The sequence below is a fragment of the Allosphingosinicella sp. genome (assembly GCF_059502505.1).
Map to the genome: position 1 here is coordinate 697,974 of NZ_JCACEU010000014.1, position 19,111 is coordinate 717,084.

A 19,111-nucleotide genomic window follows, 5' to 3' on the forward strand; every position below is an offset into this window, starting at 1 on the left:
CCTTCAGGCGACGAGCGCGACAGGGCCTTCGTCGACCGGCGGGCTGATCAGTGAACGAACCTCGCCACCACGTCCCGATAGGAGCGGCTGACCTTCACCTGACTGCCTGAATCCAGCACCAGGAAGCATTCGCCGTTGGTGTGGGGCTTCACCTGGCGGACGAGGTCCAGGTTGACGATCGTCGAGCGGTGGACGCGCTGGAAGCGGCGCGGGTCGAGGCGCTTCTCGAGGTCCTTCATCGTCTCGCGGAGGATGAGCGTGTTGTCGCCGGTGTAGATGCACATATAGTCGCCGGCGGCGTCGATCTTCTCGATCGTGTCGACGTCGACGCGGAAGATCTGGCCGCGGTCCTTGATGTTGATCAGCTTCTCGTAGCGGTTCGAGCTGTGCGCCTCATCGCCGCCCTCGCTGACGCTGTCGACTGCTTCGGGGGCGACCTCGGCCAGAACCTCCTTGAGCCGCCCGACCTCCTCGACGCCGCGCTTCTCGGCGAGGCGCTGGCGGATGCGGTCGAGCGTGTCGGCGAGCCGTTCCTCCTCGACTGGCTTCATCAGATAGTCGGTCGCCTGCGCCTGGAAGGCGCGGATCGCGTGGTCTGAATAGGCCGTCACGAAGACGAAGAGCGGCGGCTCGACCTCCATCAGCCCCTGGATCACCGAGAATCCGTCGAAGCCCGGCATCTGGATGTCGAGGAAGACGAGGTCCGGCTTGTGCGTCTTGATCGCGCGGATCGCCTCGCGGCCATTCGAGCAGGTCTCGACGATCTCCACATCCTCGTGCCGCTCAAGCCGGAGCTTCAGGCCCTGGATGGCAAGGGGTTCGTCATCGACCAGAATGGTACGAATGGTCATTTCACTTCCTCGGACTGGATTTGGTACGGGATTTCGATCGTAACGCTGAAGCCCCCCTGAACGTTCGTTTGAGTCTCAAAACGATGGTCGGCGCCATAGGCCTGCGCCAGACGGTCGCGAATATTCGCCAGACCGACTCCGGTCGACAGCTCCGCCCGCTGCGTATAGCCGCTGTCCGCCCCCGGACCGGTATCCTGCACCGTCAGAACCACCCTGTCGCCCATCTTGCGCGCCTCGACGGCGATGTCGGCGCCTTCCTCCTGCGGCGTCACCGCATATTTGATCGCATTCTCGACCAAAGGCTGGAGCAGCAGCGACGGCAGTCGCGCCCGCGCCGCCGCCGGATCGATCTCGAAGCGCGGCCTCATGCGGTCCTCGAAGCGCATCTTCTCGATCTCGAGATACAGTTTCAGCGTCTCCACCTCCTGCTCGACCGTCACTTGTCCGGTCGGCTCGTTCACCAATGTGTAGCGAAGGAAGGATGACAGGCGCGAAAGCATCGCATTCGCCCGTTCGGTCTGCTTCAGCAGGACGAGGGTCGAGATCGAATTGAGCGTGTTGAACAGGAAGTGCGGATTGAGCTGGTAGCGCAGCATCGCCAGCTGCGCGGAGCTCGCCTGGTGCTCGAGCCGCAGCAATTGGTCCGTCTGCTCTTCCAGCAGCAGATAATAATTGATGCCGTAATAGAGCGCCGACCAAGCGGCGAGCAGCGAGAAGGTGAGCAGAATCGAGCTGAAGAACTGGAGCCCGCCCGGCCGCGATCCGGGGCTGAGGAAGGTGGCGTAGCTCCACGTCTCGATCGCCGAAAAGCCCGCCGAGGCGAGCAGCACCAGGGCGATCGAGATCGCCCAGGTTATGATCGGCCGGAGCTTGATCAACCGCCGGTAGGAGGCCGCGATGAGGAGGGTGATCGAATAGCCGGTGGCGGTGAGCAAAGCGGTGTGGATGACGTAGCTCCACCCCATCGCATTGGCGATGCCGCTCAGGGTGCGGAGCACGAAATAGCCTGCCCAGCCGGCGGACTGGAGGATCCAGAAGGCGCGGTTCTTGTCCTCGAAGAAAGGCTGCTGCTGGAGCCTCAGTGGGCCCCAGCTCTTGGCCTTGCCGGGTTTCGTCCCGGTCGCCGGAGCGGGCGCCGGCGTGGGCGCCGTGATCTGTGCGCTGCTACTTGCCACCGGCCGCCTGTTTAGCGGGAAGAACCAGCATCGACCAGTCGCCGCCATCGGCGACATGAGCCGCTACCGCCGCGCGCAGGTCCTCGGCGGTCATTGCCGCATAGTCGCTCTCGAAAGTGCGGGCGACCTCGATCATTTCCGGCTGGCTGACGAAATCCTCGAGCGCGCTCATCCAATAGGCGTTGGTCTTGAGCCGCCGCTCGATTCCGGTGATCACCGGGTTCTTGGCGCGCTCGAACTCTTCCGGGGTCACCGGCTTGGCCGCCAGCTCCGCGACCACCTCGCGCGCGATCCGGAAGAAGGTGCCGGCGCTTTCGGGCTTCACCTCCACGGCGGCGTAGAAGATGCCCCAGTCCGGCAGCTCCTCCGAGGATGTCGCGATCGCGCTCGGCGAATAGGTCGCGCCTTCAGCCTCCCGCACCCGCTCGAACAGCCGCGCCTGGAGGATATTGGCGGCAAGGCTCAGCGCCCGCCGCTCCCTGCGCCGGTCGATGCCGCCGAACGTGTTCCAGCCGATCACCGCGAAGGCCTGGTCCGGATCGCCTTCGTGGGTGAAGGTCTTGGGCTTCGGGCTCGGCTGCGGCGGCCGCACCGCGCGCGCATTAGACGGGATCTCCGCCGCTCCGCGCGCCGGTAGCGCGCCGATTGTCTTCGCGACCGCGGCGGCTGCGGTTTCGAGGTCGACGTCGCCGACGATCACCACCTCGATCGGCCCGGTGGCGAGCAGGGGCGTGAAATAGCTTTGCAGGTCCTTGAGCTCGGCCTGGGCGATCTCCGCTTTCTCGACCGGCGCCCAACGCTCGTCGCCGCCGCGCGTGAAGCCGCCAAGCTCGCGCCCCGCGCGTGAGGTGGCGGAGGCGAAGCTCAGGTCGTAGCTCTCCAGCGCGCCGGTCTTGAAGCGGGCGAAGAGCGGCGCGTCCCAGCGCGGATAGGCGAGCTTGGTCGCGAGCAGCCGCAGCTGGTCGTCGAGATCCTGGCCGTTGGTCACGCCCTGCAGCTCGAACGCGTCCTCGCCGACCGAGAAGCTCAGGCCCATCCGGCGCCCGGTCATCAGCCGCTCCATGCCGTCGAGGTTGAGATCGGCGAGGCCGGACGGGCCAACGAGGCCGCCGAGCCATGCCAGCGACGGCTGGTCCGGACGCAGGCCGACCAGGCCGTTGCCGAAGCGGACCTGCACGCCGACCGAGCCGCGCTCGAACTCGGTGCGCTTGAAGATCAGGCTGGAGCCGTTGGCGAAGCGGACGATGGTGACGTCGAGGTCCTCGATCCGCTGGCGCGACACCTCGCGGCCGGGCGGCCCGAGCGGCGGCAGGTTGTCCATGCTGACCAGCCGCTCCGCCTCGCGCGCGGCCGGCGCGGCCTTTTCGGCCATCGCCAAGGCAGTCGCGACCGCCGCGTCGCCGCCCTCGACCGGCTGCGGCGCGAGCAGCACGAAGCGCGGGCCGGATCCCGCAAACAGGCCCCTCATCGCCTCGCCCACCAGTTGCGGCGTCATCTCGGGCTCGAGTTCGTCGATCACCGCCTGGATGGTCGCCGCCGTGGTGACGATGCTGTTGCGGCTGATCGCGTTCACCATCTGCTGGGCGCGCTGCTGCGACTTGACGGTGGCCTCTCCGGCGACCCCGGAAGCGGCCGTGGCCTTCAGGTTCTTCATCTCGCGCGCGATCTCCGCCTCGCTCGGGGGTGCCCGCAGCGCATCGGCGATGATCGCGAAATTCTGGGCCAGCGCCTCGCGCCACTTGCCTTCGCGCGCGGTGACGGAGATCTGGGTGTAATCGGCCATGCCCGCTGTCTGGTTCTCGACTACCGCAGCGTTGACGAAGTCCGCCTCGCCTCGCGCCTTGGCTTCGAGCCGGCGGTTGAGGATGCGGGCGGCGAGCGAACGGGCGAGGTCGATCCGCTCGACGGCCTTGGTGTTCGGCGTCTCGACATAGGGCCGCAGCCACATGACCGAGCCTGCGTAAGGCGCGCCAGGATAAGCGAGCGAGGCGGCGCGCGCTTCGGGCTCTGCGATGCGGCCGTAATCGGGCTCGGCGGGCGCGGGGCCGGTGCCCTGCCAGCCGCCGAAATGCTTGGCGATCAGCCTTTCCATAATCGCGGGATCGGCATCACCGACCATGATCACGGTCGCCCGCTCCGGCCGGTACCAGCGCTCGTAGAAGGCGCGCATGCCTTCGGGCGTCGCCTTCTGCAGCGTCTCGGTGGTGCCGATCGTGTCGCGGTCGGCAATCTTGAGGCCGGCGTAGAAGACCGGCCAGCTCGCCTCTAGCATGCGGGTGGCGAGCTCGGAGCGGCGGCCCTTCTCCGCCAGTATGACCTTGCGCTCGGCCTCCAGAATCGTCGGGTCGAACAAGGCGGTGTCGACCATCTCGGACAGCACGCCGAGGCTGGTGTCGAGGCTCGCTTCGTCGGCGCGGGGGAGGTCGAGTTGGTAGACGGTCTGGGTCGGGCTGGTCGACGCATTGCTGTCGCTGCCGAAATTGGCGCCGAGCTTCTGCCAGATCCGCCGCCCCTCGCCGTCGCCGAAGCCCTTGGTGCCGCGGAACGCCATATGCTCGATGAAGTGCGCCCAGCCGCGCTCATGATCCTGCTCGTGGAGCGAGCCGGCGGCGATCCGCACCCGCACGGACACCTGCTTTTCCGGCAGCGCATTGCGCCGCACCGCATAGCGCAGGCCGTTGGGCAGCGTGCCGAACGTCCAGGCCGGATCGGGCGGAACGTCGCTGCCCTTGTAGAACCAGCTGCTGTCTCCCTCGGCCGAGGCGGGAGCGCCGACGAGCAGGAGCAAGGTGAGGAAACAGGTGCGGAGGAAATTCATCGGATCGGCTTCACCAATTTAGGCGCGGCTGTCGAGCGTGGAAGACCGCAAGTGCGGGTGCAGGCTGTTCTTCTCGCCACAGGCACGTTGACTCCGGATGAATGTAAGAGGAACATAATAGGAACAGACGAGTCTTGTGAGTCGCTATGCCTGCCCTGTCGCCTGCCCAATCCGAACGCCTTGCCGCCTTGCGCGCCGAGGTGCGGGCGATCGAATCGGCGGGCGGCGAGCGGGCACGCGACTGCCTGCCTTTCGGCATCGAGTCCATCGATGCGCGGATGGCCGGCGGCGGGCTTGCCGTCGCGGCGCTGCACGAGGTGACCGGCGCCACGCCTGAACTCAGCGACGATGCCGCCGCGACCCTGTTCATTGCCGGCATCGCGGCCCGGCGTGCCGGGGCCACGGGCGACGTGCTCTGGGCGTTCAGCCGCCGCGACCTGTTCGCGCCTGGCATCGCCCAGGCGGGGCTTGGGCCGGGCCAGGTCATCTATGCCGAATGCGGCCGCGACGAGGATGTACTCGCGGTGATGGAGGAGGGCCTTCGCCACCGCGGCCTCGCCGCCGTGGTGGGAGAGGTCGGCCGCGTCCAGATGGCCTCCACCCGCCGCTTGCAGCTGGCCGCGGAGGAGGGCGGCACGACCGCCTTGATGCTGAAGCGCTGGAAGCGGAGTGGAGAGGACCCGCTGGCGCTGCCTTCGTCCGCGGTGACGCGCTGGCGGATCGCCTCTGCGCCGTCATCGCCCCTGCCGGTGGAAGGCATCGGCCGCCCCCGCTGGCGCCTCACCCTCGTCCGCCAGCGCGGCGGCGAGCCCCATGACTGGATGATGGAGTCCTGCGATGCGACGGGTTGCCTCGCTCTACCTGCCGAATTTGGCGATCGAGCGAATACGGCAGACCGAGCGGCCGCGGCAAGACGCGCAGCCTAGGCCCCCGGCTTCAGCGCCGCAGGAGGAGCCATGGTGGCCGGATGCCCGATGGCCTGAAAATGCCAAGGAGCGGGCCAAGCTCCTCGCTCTAAGAGAGAGGCTTGGCCAGGAGGAAAAGGCGCGTCAGACGCCCGCAAAGCTGATTGAGGCTGGACAACCGGCCGATCATTCCTCCGTGGAGGCTGGCGGCTGGCGGCCCGGTGCGCACTGGGCCCGGGACGCGGGAACCGACGAGTGGCTCGATCAGCGGCTTGCCCGCAAGCGCGCGCAGAAGGCGGCGATCCTCGCCCAGATCGAGACCTTGCCGCTCCATCAGCGCCCGCCTGTGCGCGAGCTCGGCCGCCGCAGCGAAAGCCTGCCGCATCCCTTTCGCCCGGCACCGTCCGACGAGGCCGCGCCTCCCGGTCGCCCGGTCTATGATCTCGAGGGCGCCTTCTGGCAGCAGGGGCGCACATTGGGCGGCTTCGTGGCCCGCGCGGTCGGTTCTGCGGCCTCAGAGGCGGAGAAGGACGATCCGGCCGAGACCGGCGGGCCCCCCATGGTCATCACCGAGCGCGTCGGCCAGCGTGTCGTCCTGGCTCATGTCTGCCCCACCGCAGAGGCGCTCGGCCTTTCCGCAGGCATGCCGCTCACTCAGGCGCGGGCGCTGGTGCCGGGCCTTGTCATCCGCCCGGCGGATCCTGAAGGCGTCGCCGCCGACCTCGATCGCCTCGCCCGCCATGCCGCCAGGCACTGGACGCCCCAGGTTGCCGTCGCCCCGGGCGAGGGGCTGCTACTCGACATCGGCGCTTCCGCCCATCTGTTCGACGGTGAGGAGCGCCTGGCGCGACGAATGCTCAAGCTTTGCCGCTATCTCGGCTTCGGCGCCCGTGTCGCGATCGCCGACACCGCGGCGGCGGCACAGGCAATCGCCAGATGCTCTGCCCGGCCGGTGGCCATCTGCCCGCCGGGGCAATCGGCTAAGGCGATCGAGCGTCTGCCGCTCTCCGCCTTGGGGCTCGATACGGCCGCGGCTGAAACTGCGCGGCGGCTGGGCATCGACAATATCGGGGCGCTCGCCGCCCTGCCGCGTGCCCCGCTCGTGCGCCGTTTCGGCCAGGCGGTGGCGATCCGCCTCGACGAAGCGCTCGGCGCGCGTGCCCAGCCGATCGACCAGCTCGTGCCGGCCGAGGCGCCGCTCGCCCATTGCCGCTTCGTCGAGCCTCTGCTCACCGCGGAGCCGATCGCTCTGGCCATGTCCAATCTGGTGGCGGAATTATGCGTGCAATTGACAGCTCGGCACCTGGGCGCTCGGCTCGTCTCGCTTACGCTCACGCGCATCGACGCGGTCGACCAGCGGGTCGCCATCGGTTTGGCCCGGCCGAGCCGCGATGCCGATCACATCGTGCGCCTGATGGCCACCCGGCTGGACCAGATCGAGCCCGGCTTCGGCATCGAGGCCATGCGGCTGGTGGCCGAGCGGGTCGATCCGCTTGCTCCTCAGCCGGTGCCGTCCGAACTCTCCGGCAAGGAACAAGCCGCGGACCTCGCTCAGTTGGTCGACCGGCTTGCCACGCGGCTCGGCTTGCGGCGGATCTTCCGCCTTGCCGCGGTCGAGAGCGACGTTCCGGAACGCAGCGTCCGCCGCACCGACCCGATGGCGCAAAACCCTTTTAGGTGGCCCCGATGGCCGCGCCCGACACGGCTGCTCGATCCACCGGAACGGGTGGAGGGCGTGCTCGCCTTGCTGCCCGACGGCGTGCCGAAGCGCTTCACCTGGCGCGGCCGCTCCTACCAGGTCACTCGCGGCGACGGCCCCGAGCGCATCCAGGGCGAATGGTGGCGCGGCTCCGCCGAGCGCGATGCCGTCCGCGACTATTTCCAGGTGGAGGACGTGACCGGCGCACGCTTCTGGCTGTTCCGCCGCGGCGACGCCGTCGATCCGCGTAGCGGTGATCTCAGCTGGCACCTGCACGGCCTGTTCGGCTGAACATGTATACCGAGCTCCAGGTCACCACCCATTTCAGCTTCCTGCGCGGCGTCTCGTCCAGCGACGAGCTGTTCGCGGCGGCGAAGCTGCTCGGTTATGACGCCCTTGGCGTGACCGATCGCAACAGCGTCGCCGGTCTCGTCCGGGCGCTGATCGCCGCCAAGGCGACCGGCTGTCGCCTGATCGCCGGCTGCCGGCTCGATCTGGTCGACGCGGCATCGATCCTGGTGTGGCCGGAGGATCGCGCCGCCTGGTCGCGCCTGACGCGGCTGCTGACCGTCGGCAAGAGCCGTGCCGATGCTCAACGGGGACAGAAGGGACAATGCTTCCTCTATTGGGAGGATGTGGCGGCCTACGCCAAAGGTCTCGTCGCGGCGCTGGTCCCGGATCTCGGCCAACCGGGCGAAGCCGAGCTTTCGATGATGGCGGAGATCTTCGGCGCTGACGGCCATGTCGCGCTTACCCATCATCGCCGCCCGGGCGATGCGCTTCGTCTGCATCGCACGGCCGAACTCGCCCGCCGCTTCGGACTGACGCCGCTGGCCACGGGCGACATACTCTACCACACGCCCGATCGGCGCATGCTGCAGGACGTGGTCACCGCCATTCGCGAGAAATGCACGATCGACGAGCTCGGCTTCCGTCGTGAGCGCTTCGCCGACCGGCACCTCAAGGGCCCCGATGAAATGCAGCGCCGCTTCGGAAGATATCCGGACGCGACTGCTGCGACCAAGGCCATCGCCGAGCGCTGCACCTTCTCGCTGCGCGAGCTCGATTACCAATATCCGGACGAGTTGGTGATGAGCGGCCGCACCCCGCAGCAGGCGCTGGAGCGGCTCTCCAATCAGGCGCTGCGGGCGAAGTTCGGCGGCTATGCACCGCCGCGGCGCTATAAGAGGCTGCTGAAGCATGAGCTCCGGCTGGTGCGACGGATGGGCTACGCGCCCTATTTCCTCACCGTCAATTCGATCGTCGCTTATGCCAGGAGCCAGAGCATCCTCTGCCAGGGGCGCGGATCGGCCGCCAATTCGCTGATCTGCTTCGTGCTCGGCATCACTTCGATCGATCCGATCAAGCACACCTTGCTGTTCGAGCGCTTCATCTCGCCCGAGCGTGACGAGCCGCCCGACATCGACGTCGATTTCGAGCATGAGCGACGCGAGGAGGTGATCCAGTGGATCTACCGCACCTATGGCCGGGAGCATGCCGCGCTGACCGCCGTCGTCAGCCGCTTCCGCGCACGCGGCGCGGTCCGGGAGGTCGGCAAGGCGCTGGGGCTTCCGGAGGATGTGACGGGAGCGCTCGCCGGTCAGGTCTGGGGCTGGTCCGACGAAGGCGTCAGCGAGAAGCACGCCGCCAGCCTCAACCTTGATCCCGGCGATCGCCGGCTGGCCCTGACCCTCGACCTCGCCCGGCAATTGATCGGGACGCCGCGCCACCTCAGCCAACATCCCGGTGGTTTCGTGCTCACCCGCGACCGGCTGGCCGACCTCGTTCCAATCGAGCCTGCCGCGATGGTCGACCGTCAGGTGATCGAATGGGAAAAGGACGACATCGAAGAGCTGAAGTTCATGAAGGTCGACGTGCTCGGCGTCGGCATGATGGGCTGCATGCGCCGCGCTTTCGATCTGCTCGCCGCGCACAAGGGCATCAGCATGGACCTCGCCTCACCTGCGCTCCAGCGTGACGATCCGGTCGTCTACGACATGATCTGCAAGGCGGACACTTTGGGCGTCTTCCAGATCGAGAGCCGCGCTCAGATGAGCATGCTGCCGCGACTGAAGCCGCGCAAATTCTACGACATCGTCATCCAGGTCGCGATCGTCCGTCCCGGTCCGATCCAGGGCGACATGGTCCATCCTTATCTGCGCCGCCGCGAGGGCAAGGAGAAGCCACACTATCCCAAGCCCGAGCTGCGCGAGGTGCTGGAAAAGACGCTCGGCGTGCCGCTCTTCCAGGAGCAGGCGATGAAGGTGGCGATCGTCGGCGCCGGCTTCACCGCGGCCGAGGCCGACGCGCTCAGGCGGTCGATGGCGACGTTCAAGTTCACCGGCGGTGTCGGCGCGTTCCAGGACAAGCTCATCAACGGCATGATCGCGCGCGGCTATGCGCGCGACTTTGCCGAACGGACGTTCAAGCAGATCGAGGGCTTCGGCTCCTACGGTTTCCCGGAAAGCCACGCCGCCAGCTTCGCCAAGATCGCCTACGCGTCATCGTGGATGAAGTGCCATCATCCCGATATCTTCTGCTGCGCGCTGCTGAACGCGCAGCCGATGGGCTTCTACGCCCCCGCTCAGATCGTCCGGGATGCGCGCGAGCATGGCGTGGAGGTTCGCCCGCCCTGCATCAACGCCAGCTCCTGGGATTGCAGCCTGGAGAAGGCAGACACGGAAAGTTTTTTGGCGGTTCGCCTGGGCATGCGCGTCGTGCGCGGCCTGGCCGCCATCCACGTTGAGGAAATTCTGAAGGCTCGAGCCTCAGGACTGTTCCGCAGCATTGAAGATGTCTGGCTGCGCTCCGGCGTACCGGTCGCCGCGCTGGAGCGGCTGGCCGATGCGGACGCGTTTCACGGCTTCGGCCTCAATCGTCGAGAGGCATTATGGCAGGTGCGAGGCCTCGGCGAGAAGCAGCTGCCGCTATTTGCCCATGCCAATGCCCGCGAGGCCGAGCGCGAGCCTCAGGTCAAGCTCAAGCCGATGACGGCGGGGCGCGAGGTGGTGGAGGATTATCATTCCACCCAGCTCACCTTGCGCGATCACCCGCTCGCCTTTCTTCGATCCGAGCTCGAGCGGCGCGGCATCATCCGCTGCTCGGACCTCGAGCATGTGAAGGACGGCCGCAAGGTCGAGGTGGCCGGCATCATCCTCGTCCGCCAGAAGCCGGGCTCGGCCAAGGGCGTCCTCTTCATCACCATCGAGGACGAGACCGGCATCGCCAACGGCATCATCTGGCCCGACCGGTTCGAGGCGCAGCGCCGGGTCGTGCTCTCCTCGGCCATGATCAGCATCAAGGGCACGGTCCAGAAAGAAGGGCGGGTGATCCACGTCATCGCCGACCGGATCGAGGATTATACGCCGCTGCTGCGCACCGTCGGCGAACGCGATTTTCCGCACCGGCCCGGGCCGGGCGACGGCGCCACTCATGGCGGCTCGCCCGATCGCGGCGAACGCGATTGGGAGAAGAGGGTCCGGGACTCCTACCACCCACCCTTCCGCACGGGCGCCGATCCCGAGACAATCGTCCGCCAGAAGACCCGCGACTTCCATTGAGGCGTCGGCTAAGCACAACGCCATGAAGTATCGCGTCCTCGTCCTCGCCGCCGCCGTCATCACCGCCACCACCGCCACCGCCCAGCAGCCTCCGCGCGAGGAATCGCCGGCGCCGCGCGCGTTGCTCGAGGGGATCGGCGCCGGCAATTCGGATGCGGCGCTGGAGCAGGCGATCGCCGCCGCTGCCGCCCATCCGCTTGGCACCCTGGAGAATCCGGTTCGCGTCGCCGGGCCGGAGGGCGAGCGCGCCTATCTCGCGCGGCTGCGCTGCGCCGATGGCCGCGCCCCCGCGATCGGCACCAGGACGGCGGCCGGCGTCGGCGCCTATGGCTCGCTGGTCGATGCCTGGCCGCTCGATTGCGGTGCCGCCGCGCCCGGCAAGGTCAGCCTCATCCTCGACAAATATCATGAGGAGCATCCCGAGCAGGGCGCCCCCGCCGGCTTCCAGGTCGCGCGCTAGAATAGCCCCAGCCCGTCCACCTCCTGCGCCGAAAGCTCCAGGCCGAAGCTCTCACGCAGGACCCGCCGATATTCGTCCGGATCCCCGATCTCCCGCGTCTCCGCCACTCCCTTCCGGGTGACGGTCAGCGCCGTACCGGTGAGCGCGACATGGCCGTCGGGCAGCGTCCCCGACACGATCCGAAGCGTCGTGAAGCGCGTGTTCGGCCGCGTCGCCGTCCAGTGGTTCGCCGCCTCCAGGTCCGCGGTCCAGACCTTCTCGGTGGCGAAGCTGTATTGCCGCGTCCAGCCGCTACCGACGTCGCGCTGGAGCATCCAGCCATGCTCGCCCGCCCGCACCAGCCGGTGGCGGGCGCCGTCGTCGGTCTGCGCCACCTCGTCGGCGATCAGCGGCATCGGCGGCACATAGCTGCCGCCGAAACCCGCATCGGCGATATAGTCCTCGCCCTCGACGTGGACGAGATTGAGGGTGTGGGTGCGCGGCGGTGTCTCAGTGACGTTGAGCCAGACCCGGGCGAGCAGCGGCCGCGCCTCAAACCCAAGCGCCTGCAGCATGCCGAGCAGCAGCGCATTCTGCTCGAAGCAATAGCCGCCCCGCCGCCGCGTCACGAGCTTGTCGAACAGCGCCTGCGGGTCGAGGCTGACACCGCGGCCGAGCAATATGTCGAGATTTTCGAACGGGATCGCCAGTCGGTGCGCGCGCTGGATCTCGGCGAGCGCGCCGAGGCTGCTGGTCGCCTCCCGCGCCCGGATGCGAGCGAAATAGGCGCCGATCTGCTCGTCCGAATAGGGCATGCCTCACTGGTCGCGCAACTTGCCGCCGAGATCAACATCGGTCAGGAGCCGCCGCCATGCGCACCATCCTGAAGTGGATCGGCACGGTCCTCCTGTTCGTCGTGATCGCCATCTGCCTCGCTCCGACGCTGATCCCGCCCTTCCTCGATCGCATCTACTATCGGGGCCCGCCGAGCAGCCATTATGACGGCCAGCACTTCTTCAATCCCGGCAGCCAGGGACCGGAGCCGGCGGCACAGACGAGCGGGCGAAGAGGCTTCCTAAGCCGCTTCATCAGCGGCGGCCGCGCCGAGTGGCCGGAGCGGGTGGCGGTGACGCAGACTGTCCCGCCCCTGCGCGTCGAGGGCAACGAGATGCTCGTCACCTGGATCGGCCATGCGACGGTGCTGGTGCAGACGCAGGGGCTCAACATCCTCGCCGATCCGATCTGGTCCGAGCGCGCCTCGCCATTCTCCTTCGTCGGCCCCCGGCGGGCTCGGGCGCCTGGCGTCGCCTTCGAGCGGCTGCCGAAGATCGACATCGTTCTCATCAGCCACAATCATTACGACCATATGGACCTGCCGACGCTCAGGCGGCTTTGGCAGCGCGATCGGCCGCTGATCGTCACCAGCCTCGGCAACGATACGATCCTTCGGAACGTCGGCGTGGAGTCGGTCGCGCTCGACTGGAACCAGAAGCGGGCCTTCGAGGGCGGTGCCGTCATCGCAGAGCGGAACCACCATTGGGGCTCTCGCTGGGGCACGGACCGCAATAGGGCGCTCTGGTCCGCCTTCACCGTGGTCCTGCCGGGCGGCAACATCTTCTTCGCCGGCGACACCGGTTGGGGCGATGGAACATGGGTTCAGGAGGCTGCGCGTCGCGGCCCGTTCCGGCTCGCCATGATCCCGATCGGCGCATACGAGCCGCGCGATTTCATGAAGACCAACCACATCAACCCGGAAGAGGCGGTGCGCATCTTTGAGGCGCTGAAGCCGACCCGCGCGCTCGGCATCCACTGGGGGACCTTCCAGCTCACCTTCGAGCCGATCAACGATCCGCCGCAGCGGCTCGAACGGCTGAAGCGGGAGCGGGGGATCGCGCCGGAGCGCTTCGTGGCGACGGAGGTCGGGCGAACCTTCCGGGTGCCGCCACTTTGATCGTCAAGCGTCGGCCGGGCCCATCCGGAAGACGCAGAACTTGTTTCCGTCGAGGTCCCTGAAATAGGCGCCGTAGAAGGCCTTGTCGCCTTCGGGGCCGCGCAGGCCAGGCGCACCTTCGTCGCTGCCGCCGAGCTCCAGCGCCTTGGCGTGGAACGCGTCGACCTTGTCGCGGCTGTCCACGGGAATTGCGATCATGTTGCCGTTGCCCGGCGTCGCGGGCTTGCCGTCATAGGCAGGCGTCACCACCACGCCGGGCCGGCCCATGCTCGTGCCGTAAAGGGTGAAGCCGTGCGGCAGCTCGATCTTCCGGCTCGCCCCGATCGTGCCGAACAATGCGTCGAAGAACCCGCGGGCGCGGTCGAGATCGTTCGTCCCTACAGTCGCATATCCGATCATCTTTCATTCCTCCCTGCGGCGAAGCCGTGGGGAGGGGGACCACCCGAAGGGTGGTGGAAGGGTCGTACCCCGATTTCCCCTCCACCATGCTTCGCATGGTCCCCCTCCCCAGCTTTTGCTGGGGAGGAATTTCAGGTCGCCGTGCACTCGCCGACCCGGCGGCCGGTGGTCTTCGCCTTGATCGTCATCGTCATGCCGCCCGGCAGCCCCGTCGTGTTCATATCCATATCGAGGTTGTAGGCGGTGGGGCCGTAATCGCCGCTCATGTTCATCACTACCTTGCCGGGCATGCCGCCGCCCTCGCAGGTCATGGTGCCGGTCATCCTGCCGCCGTCCATGTTCCAGTCTTGGTAGGTGCAATTGTTGCTCTGCTGGGCGGCGAGGAAGTTGGCGCTGGGCTTGGCCGCCTGCTCGGGCGTGATGCAGTTGCTGACGGTGCTCTTCTGACCGACCATCGATTTCAGCGCGTCAGCGGGGACGCCGGGCGCGCTCGCCGAGAGGATCTCGTTCGTCGCCTCCCACTGGCCCGGCTCGATCTTCATGCCGCTGAGCTCGTCCGCCACTTCCTCGGCCGTCATGTCGCCCTTCTTCTCCGCCTCGGGCTCGGAGCCGCAGGCGGCGAGGGCGCCGGCAAGGGCGAAAGGCAGCAGCAGTCGACGCATCTTCTTTTTCTCCTAGTTTCCGGCCGCCGCGGAGGCGCCCGGCTTCAGCAGGTCGAGCACCGCGACGGTCGTCGCTTCGGTGCCGAGGCGCACCGAAGGCTCGGGATCGATCTTGAACAGCGGCGAATGGTGCGACGGCACCGGCGGTCCGCCCGCTTTCTCGGCGTCGAACGCGGCCTGTGGCGTCCCGCCCACGGCGAAGTAATAGCCTTTGATGCCATGCTTCTGCTCGACGAAATAGGCGAAGTCCTCAGCGCCCATGCCGGTCTGGACGAACGGCTCGAGCGCGTCGGCGCCAAGGTCGCGGGCCATGGCGGCATTGAGTCGCCGGGCCAGCGCGGCATCGTTGATCGTGGTCGGCGTGCCTTCCGAGACCTTCACCTCGGGCAGCTTGTTCTCGGGCAGGCCGTTGGCGCGGCCGATCCCTTCCGCCGTGCGCTTGATCGCGGCCAGCAGCTGCGCCCGCGTCGGCTCGTCATTGGCCCTGACGGTGAGCTGCAGGTGGGCGCGGTCGGAGATGATGTTGTGCTTGGTGCCCGCGTGGAAGGCGCCGACCGTGATCACCGCCGGCTTCAGCGGCTCGATCTCGCGGCCGATAATGCCCTGCATCGCCACTACGATCTGGGAGCCGATGAAGACCGGGTCCTTGCCGGCGTTGGGCGACGCGCCGTGCGCGCCGACGCCGTGGACGATGATGTCGACGCTGTCGGCCGAGCTATACTGGATGCCCTCCGCCGCGCTGACCTTGCCCGTCGGCAGGTCCGACGCGACGTGGAAGGCGATCGCGTAATCCGGCTTGGGAAAGCGCGTGTAGAGCCCGTCCGCGATCATCGCCTTGGCGCCGCCGACCCGCTCTTCGGCCGGCTGCACGATGAACACGACGGTTCCCTTCCACCGATCCTTCATCGCCGCGAGTTGCCGCGCCGTGCCGACCATCGACGTGATGTGCACGTCGTGGCCGCAGGCGTGCATCACCGGGTTCTCGACGCCGTCCACTCCGGTCTGCCTCGCGGCGGAGGCATAAGGAAGGCCGCTCTTCTCCTCGAGCGGCAGCCCGTCCATGTCGGCGCGGACCAGCACTGTCGGCCCGCTCCCGTTCTTCAGCACGCCGACCACGCCCGTGCCGCCAACCTTTTCGGTGACGGTCATGCCCGGGACCGCGCGCAGCTGCTTCGCCATTATGCCGGCGGTGCGATTCTCCTTGAAGCTCAGTTCCGGATTCTTGTGGAAATCCTCGAACATCGCCCGGAGCTGCCGGTCGTAATCGGCCTTCACCGCCGCCGAGAAATCCGGCGCGGCGAGGGCGGGGGCGGCGGCAAAGGCGCTCGCCAGGATCAGGAGTTTGAAGCGCATGGTTCCTCTGTTCGGTTAACTGGTGCCGCCGCATGATCCGACGCGGCGGCCGGTGAGCTTGCCGCTGAACGTCATCACGCCCTGAAAATCCTCGGCCTTGGTCGCAAAGTCGATCTCGTAGCTGTCGCTGCCATAGCGGCCGCTCAGCGTCACTTCACCCTCATTCCCTTCCTCGGAGTTGGGGCAGGCGCCGACGATCTCGATCCTGCCGCCGGCGATCGTAGCGCTGGTGATCCGGCAGTCCGCCTCGGTATCGCGTGCGAAGAAGCGGGCGGGGTCCGCCGCCTGGTCGGGGGTCAGGCAGATCTCCTGGGTCTTGATCGGCCCCAGCGGCAGGTCTTCCAATGCGCGCCCGTCGAGAGTGGCGACGCCGGGCGTGTTGATCACCTCCCAAAGACCCGGTGCGAGCTGCGCGTCGGCCGCGCCGAGCAGGAGCGGCAGGAGCGGGATGGCCCCTGTTTTGATCAGCCTGCCCGTGATCACCTTCAGCTCGCCTTGGCGTCGCCCGCCGCCGCGCAGGCCGGGGCGGCGTGGCGGCCGGTGAGCTTGGTCTGCATGGTGACGTCGCCGGTGCCCGACAGGAAGGTCGAGATGCTCTGCTCGGCGTCGATCTTGTCAGCCGTATAGGTGCCGTCGACCGTCATCCTGATCTCGCCGGAAAGCCCGTCGCGGCGGCAGTTCAGCTGCGCGTTGAGCGTCCCGCTGGACATGTAGAAGCTGCCATATTCGCACTCATAATCCTCATCCCCGGCGAGAAGGACAGGGGCCGGCTTCTTGCCCTCGCCCTCGGCGACGCAGGCGCTCGCCTCGTGCTTGGTGCCGACCGGCGTGTTGATTTTGGGCGGCCCGTTATCCTGGCTGTCGAAGCGGGTGACCTCGGTCGAGATCTGCCACTGGCCGGCAGCGAGCTGCAGGTTCTTGGCGGCTTCGGCCTTCGCCTTGTTCTGAGCCGTAGGATCCTCGCCGCCGCCCGAGCAGGCGGCAAGGGCAAGCAAAGGAAGCAGGACCAGGCTGCGCATCTTTCAGTTATCCCCCTGTTGTTCTTGCCGTGACGCTAGCGGGACGGCGGCGGAATGACCATATGGAAGCGATGGCGATAGCGATCAGAACCGGCCTCGCAGAGCCGGAGACCGGCGAGAATTTCGTTCCCCACCGTCCGCAGCGGCCGGAAAAGGCCGAAGGCGGCAAGCGCTTGCGCATCGTCTCCGACTATGAGCCGGCCGGCGACCAGCCGACCGCGATCGCGGAGATCGTCGATCAGATGCGGCAGGGCGAGCAGACGCAGGTGCTGCTCGGCGTCACCGGCTCGGGCAAGACCTTCACCATGGCCAAGGTGATCGAGGAGCTGCAGCGCCCGGCGCTCGTGCTCGCGCCGAACAAGATCCTCGCCGCCCAGCTTTACGGGGAGTTCAAGAGCTTCTTCCCGGAAAATGCGGTCGAATATTTCGTCAGCTATTACGATTACTACCAGCCCGAAGCCTACGTGCCGCGCTCCGACACCTACATCGAGAAGGAAAGCTCGGTGAACGAGGCGATCGACCGGATGCGCCACTCGGCCACCCGGGCGCTCTTGGAGCGCGACGACGTGATCATCGTCGCCTCCGTTTCCTGCCTCTACGGCATCGGCTCGGTCGAGACCTATTCGGCGATGGTCTTCAGCCTCAAGAAAGGCGCGACCGAGGACCAGCGCGAGATCATCCGCAAGCTCGTCGCGCTTCAGTACAAGCGCAACGACCAGGCCTTCGCGCGTGGCAATTTCCGCGTCCGCGGCGACAATCTGGAGATCTTCCCCTCCCACTATGAGGACACCGCCTGGCGCATCAATTTCTTCGGCGACGAGATCGAGGAGATCGTCGAGTTCGATCCGCTCACCGGCAAGAAGATCGCCAGCCTCGATTATGTGAAGGTCTACGCCAACAGCCACTATGTGACCCCGGGTCCGACGCTCAAGCAGGCGATGGAGGCGATCCGCCACGAGCTTGCCGAGCGGCTCAAGGAGCTGGTGGCTGAAGGCAAGCTGCTGGAGGCGCAGCGGCTGGAGCAGCGCACCAATTTCGACCTGGAGATGATCGCCGCCACCGGCTCCTGCGCCGGCATCGAGAATTACAGCCGCTTCCTCACCGGCCGCCTCCCCGGCGAGCCGCCGCCCACTTTGTTTGAATATCTGCCCGAGAACGCGCTCCTGTTCGTCGACGAGAGCCACCAGACGGTGCCGCAGATCGGCGCGATGGCGCGGGGCGATCACCGGCGGAAGATCACGCTCGCCGAATATGGATTCCGCCTGCCGAGCTGCATCGACAACCGGCCGCTGCGCTTCAACGAATGGGACGCGATGCGCCCGCAATCGGTCGCGGTCTCGGCGACGCCCGGCTCATGGGAGATGGAGCAGACCGGCGGCGTCTTCTCCGAGCAGGTCATCCGCCCGACCGGCCTCATCGACCCGCCTGTCGAAATCAAGCCGGTCGAGGACCAGGTCGACGACCTGATCTACGAAGCCAAGGAAACGGCGCGGAAGGGCTACCGCACCCTCGTCACCACGCTCACCAAACGCATGGCCGAGGATTTGACGGAGTTCCTCCACGAAGCGGGCCTCCGCGTCCGCTACATGCACTCGGACGTCGAGACGCTGGAGCGCATCGAGCTGATCCGCGACCTGCGCCTCGGCGTCTATGACGTGTTGGTCGGCATCAACCTGCTGCGCGAAGGCCTCGACATCCCCGAATGCGGCCTCGTCGCCATCCTCGATGCCGACAAGGAGGGCTTCCTCCGCTCCGAGACCTCGCTGATCCAGACGATCGGCCGCGCCGCCCGCAACGTCGAGGGCCGCGTCATCCTCTATGCCGACCGCATCACCGGCTCGATGGAGCGCGCCCTCAACGAAACCAACCGCCGCCGGCAGAAACAGGAAGAATATAACGCCGCCCACGGCATCACACCGACCACGATCAAGCGCAACATCAGCGACATTCTGGCAGACGTGTCGCAGCGCGACGCCGTGCTGGTCGACACGGGCGACGAGGAGGCGCCGCATCTCGTCGGGCATAACCTGCGCGCGTACATCGAGGATCTCGAGCAGCGCATGCGCAAGGCCGCCGCCGACCTCGAATTCGAGGAGGCCGGTCGCCTCCGCGACGAGATCCGCCGCCTCCAGGCCGACGAATTGGGCCTCCCCGACACCGAGAAGCGCGCCATGCCGCGCGGCCAGTCGATCAGCGGCAAGCCCGGCACCCGCACCACCCGCTACGGCAAGCAGAAGGCCGCGCGGGCGGAGAAGAGGGCGAGAGCCGCGCGGCACTGAG

The 19,111-nt window shown here is 67.4% G+C and carries 15 protein-coding genes; 6 read left to right on the forward strand and 9 right to left on the reverse strand.

The genetic code is table 11. The features are described from left to right. Positions 1-47: 47 nt before the first annotated feature. The 3 genes from AC5JBD_RS05755 to AC5JBD_RS05765 all read right to left on the reverse strand — a co-directional run bounded on the left by AC5JBD_RS05755 (position 48) and on the right by AC5JBD_RS05765 (position 4,844). A complete protein-coding gene (locus tag AC5JBD_RS05755) occupies positions 48-851 on the reverse strand; it encodes a LytR/AlgR family response regulator transcription factor (protein ID WP_495720802.1) in 804 nt (267 codons plus the stop codon). After that, positions 848-1,933, reverse strand: coding sequence for a sensor histidine kinase (locus AC5JBD_RS05760; protein ID WP_495721192.1), 1,086 nt, complete (start codon positions 1,931-1,933; stop codon positions 848-850). The genes AC5JBD_RS05755 and AC5JBD_RS05760 overlap by 4 nt, the downstream gene beginning before the upstream one ends. Positions 1,934-2,015: 82 nt before the next feature. Then, positions 2,016-4,844, reverse strand: coding sequence for a M16 family metallopeptidase (locus tag AC5JBD_RS05765; protein WP_495720803.1), 2,829 nt, complete (start codon positions 4,842-4,844; stop codon positions 2,016-2,018). 146 nt (positions 4,845-4,990) lie between these two features. On the opposite strand from AC5JBD_RS05765, the gene AC5JBD_RS05770 reads away from it, so the two are divergent. From AC5JBD_RS05770 to AC5JBD_RS05785, 4 genes are all read left to right on the forward strand, one after another. Further along, complete coding sequence (locus AC5JBD_RS05770; protein WP_495720804.1) at positions 4,991-5,770, forward strand: ImuA family protein; 780 nt, start codon at positions 4,991-4,993, stop codon at positions 5,768-5,770. 175 nt (positions 5,771-5,945) lie between these two features. Then, complete coding sequence (locus tag AC5JBD_RS05775; protein WP_495720805.1) at positions 5,946-7,739, forward strand: DUF6504 family protein; 1,794 nt, start codon at positions 5,946-5,948, stop codon at positions 7,737-7,739. Positions 7,740-7,741: 2 nt separating this feature from the next. Further along, complete coding sequence (locus tag AC5JBD_RS05780) at positions 7,742-11,008, forward strand: error-prone DNA polymerase (RefSeq protein ID WP_495720806.1); 3,267 nt, start codon at positions 7,742-7,744, stop codon at positions 11,006-11,008. 22 nt (positions 11,009-11,030) lie between these two features. Continuing rightward, complete coding sequence (locus AC5JBD_RS05785) at positions 11,031-11,468, forward strand: hypothetical protein (protein ID WP_495720807.1); 438 nt, start codon at positions 11,031-11,033, stop codon at positions 11,466-11,468. Here AC5JBD_RS05785 and AC5JBD_RS05790 read toward each other — a convergent pair. Beyond that, positions 11,465-12,262 carry an arylamine N-acetyltransferase family protein gene (locus AC5JBD_RS05790; RefSeq protein WP_495720808.1) on the reverse strand — a complete coding sequence of 266 codons (798 nt, stop codon included), beginning with the start codon at positions 12,260-12,262 and terminating at the stop codon, positions 11,465-11,467. The two genes, AC5JBD_RS05785 and AC5JBD_RS05790, sit on opposite strands and share 4 nt — an antisense overlap. Positions 12,263-12,318: 56 nt before the next feature. Between AC5JBD_RS05790 and AC5JBD_RS05795 the strand changes: the two genes are divergently transcribed. Continuing rightward, positions 12,319-13,398, forward strand: coding sequence for an MBL fold metallo-hydrolase (locus AC5JBD_RS05795; protein ID WP_495720809.1), 1,080 nt, complete (start codon positions 12,319-12,321; stop codon positions 13,396-13,398). A 3-nt stretch (positions 13,399-13,401) separates the two neighbouring features. Here the strand turns inward: AC5JBD_RS05795 and AC5JBD_RS05800 are convergent, their stop codons facing one another. The 5 genes from AC5JBD_RS05800 to AC5JBD_RS05820 form a co-directional block, all read right to left on the reverse strand. Beyond that, complete coding sequence (locus AC5JBD_RS05800) at positions 13,402-13,797, reverse strand: VOC family protein (protein WP_495720810.1); 396 nt, start codon at positions 13,795-13,797, stop codon at positions 13,402-13,404. Positions 13,798-13,928: 131 nt separating this feature from the next. After that, the gene (locus AC5JBD_RS05805) at positions 13,929-14,459 is read right to left on the reverse strand and encodes a DUF3617 domain-containing protein (RefSeq protein WP_495720811.1); all 531 of its coding nucleotides are present in this window, start codon (positions 14,457-14,459) and stop codon (positions 13,929-13,931) included. Between the two features lie 12 nt (positions 14,460-14,471). Next, the gene (locus tag AC5JBD_RS05810) at positions 14,472-15,812 is read right to left on the reverse strand and encodes an amidohydrolase (protein WP_495720812.1); all 1,341 of its coding nucleotides are present in this window, start codon (positions 15,810-15,812) and stop codon (positions 14,472-14,474) included. 15 nt (positions 15,813-15,827) lie between these two features. Next, positions 15,828-16,295, reverse strand: coding sequence for a DUF3617 domain-containing protein (locus AC5JBD_RS05815; RefSeq protein WP_495720813.1), 468 nt, complete (start codon positions 16,293-16,295; stop codon positions 15,828-15,830). Between the two features lie 2 nt (positions 16,296-16,297). Next, positions 16,298-16,831 (reverse strand): DUF3617 domain-containing protein, encoded by a 534-nt coding sequence (locus tag AC5JBD_RS05820; RefSeq protein WP_495720814.1) that lies wholly within the window; start codon positions 16,829-16,831, stop codon positions 16,298-16,300. 71 nt (positions 16,832-16,902) lie between these two features. Between AC5JBD_RS05820 and uvrB the strand changes: the two genes are divergently transcribed. Then, on the forward strand, positions 16,903-19,110 hold the full coding sequence (gene uvrB, locus AC5JBD_RS05825; RefSeq protein ID WP_495720815.1) for an excinuclease ABC subunit UvrB: 2,208 nt from the start codon (positions 16,903-16,905) through the stop codon (positions 19,108-19,110). The last annotated feature ends 1 nt before the right edge of the window (position 19,111 follow it).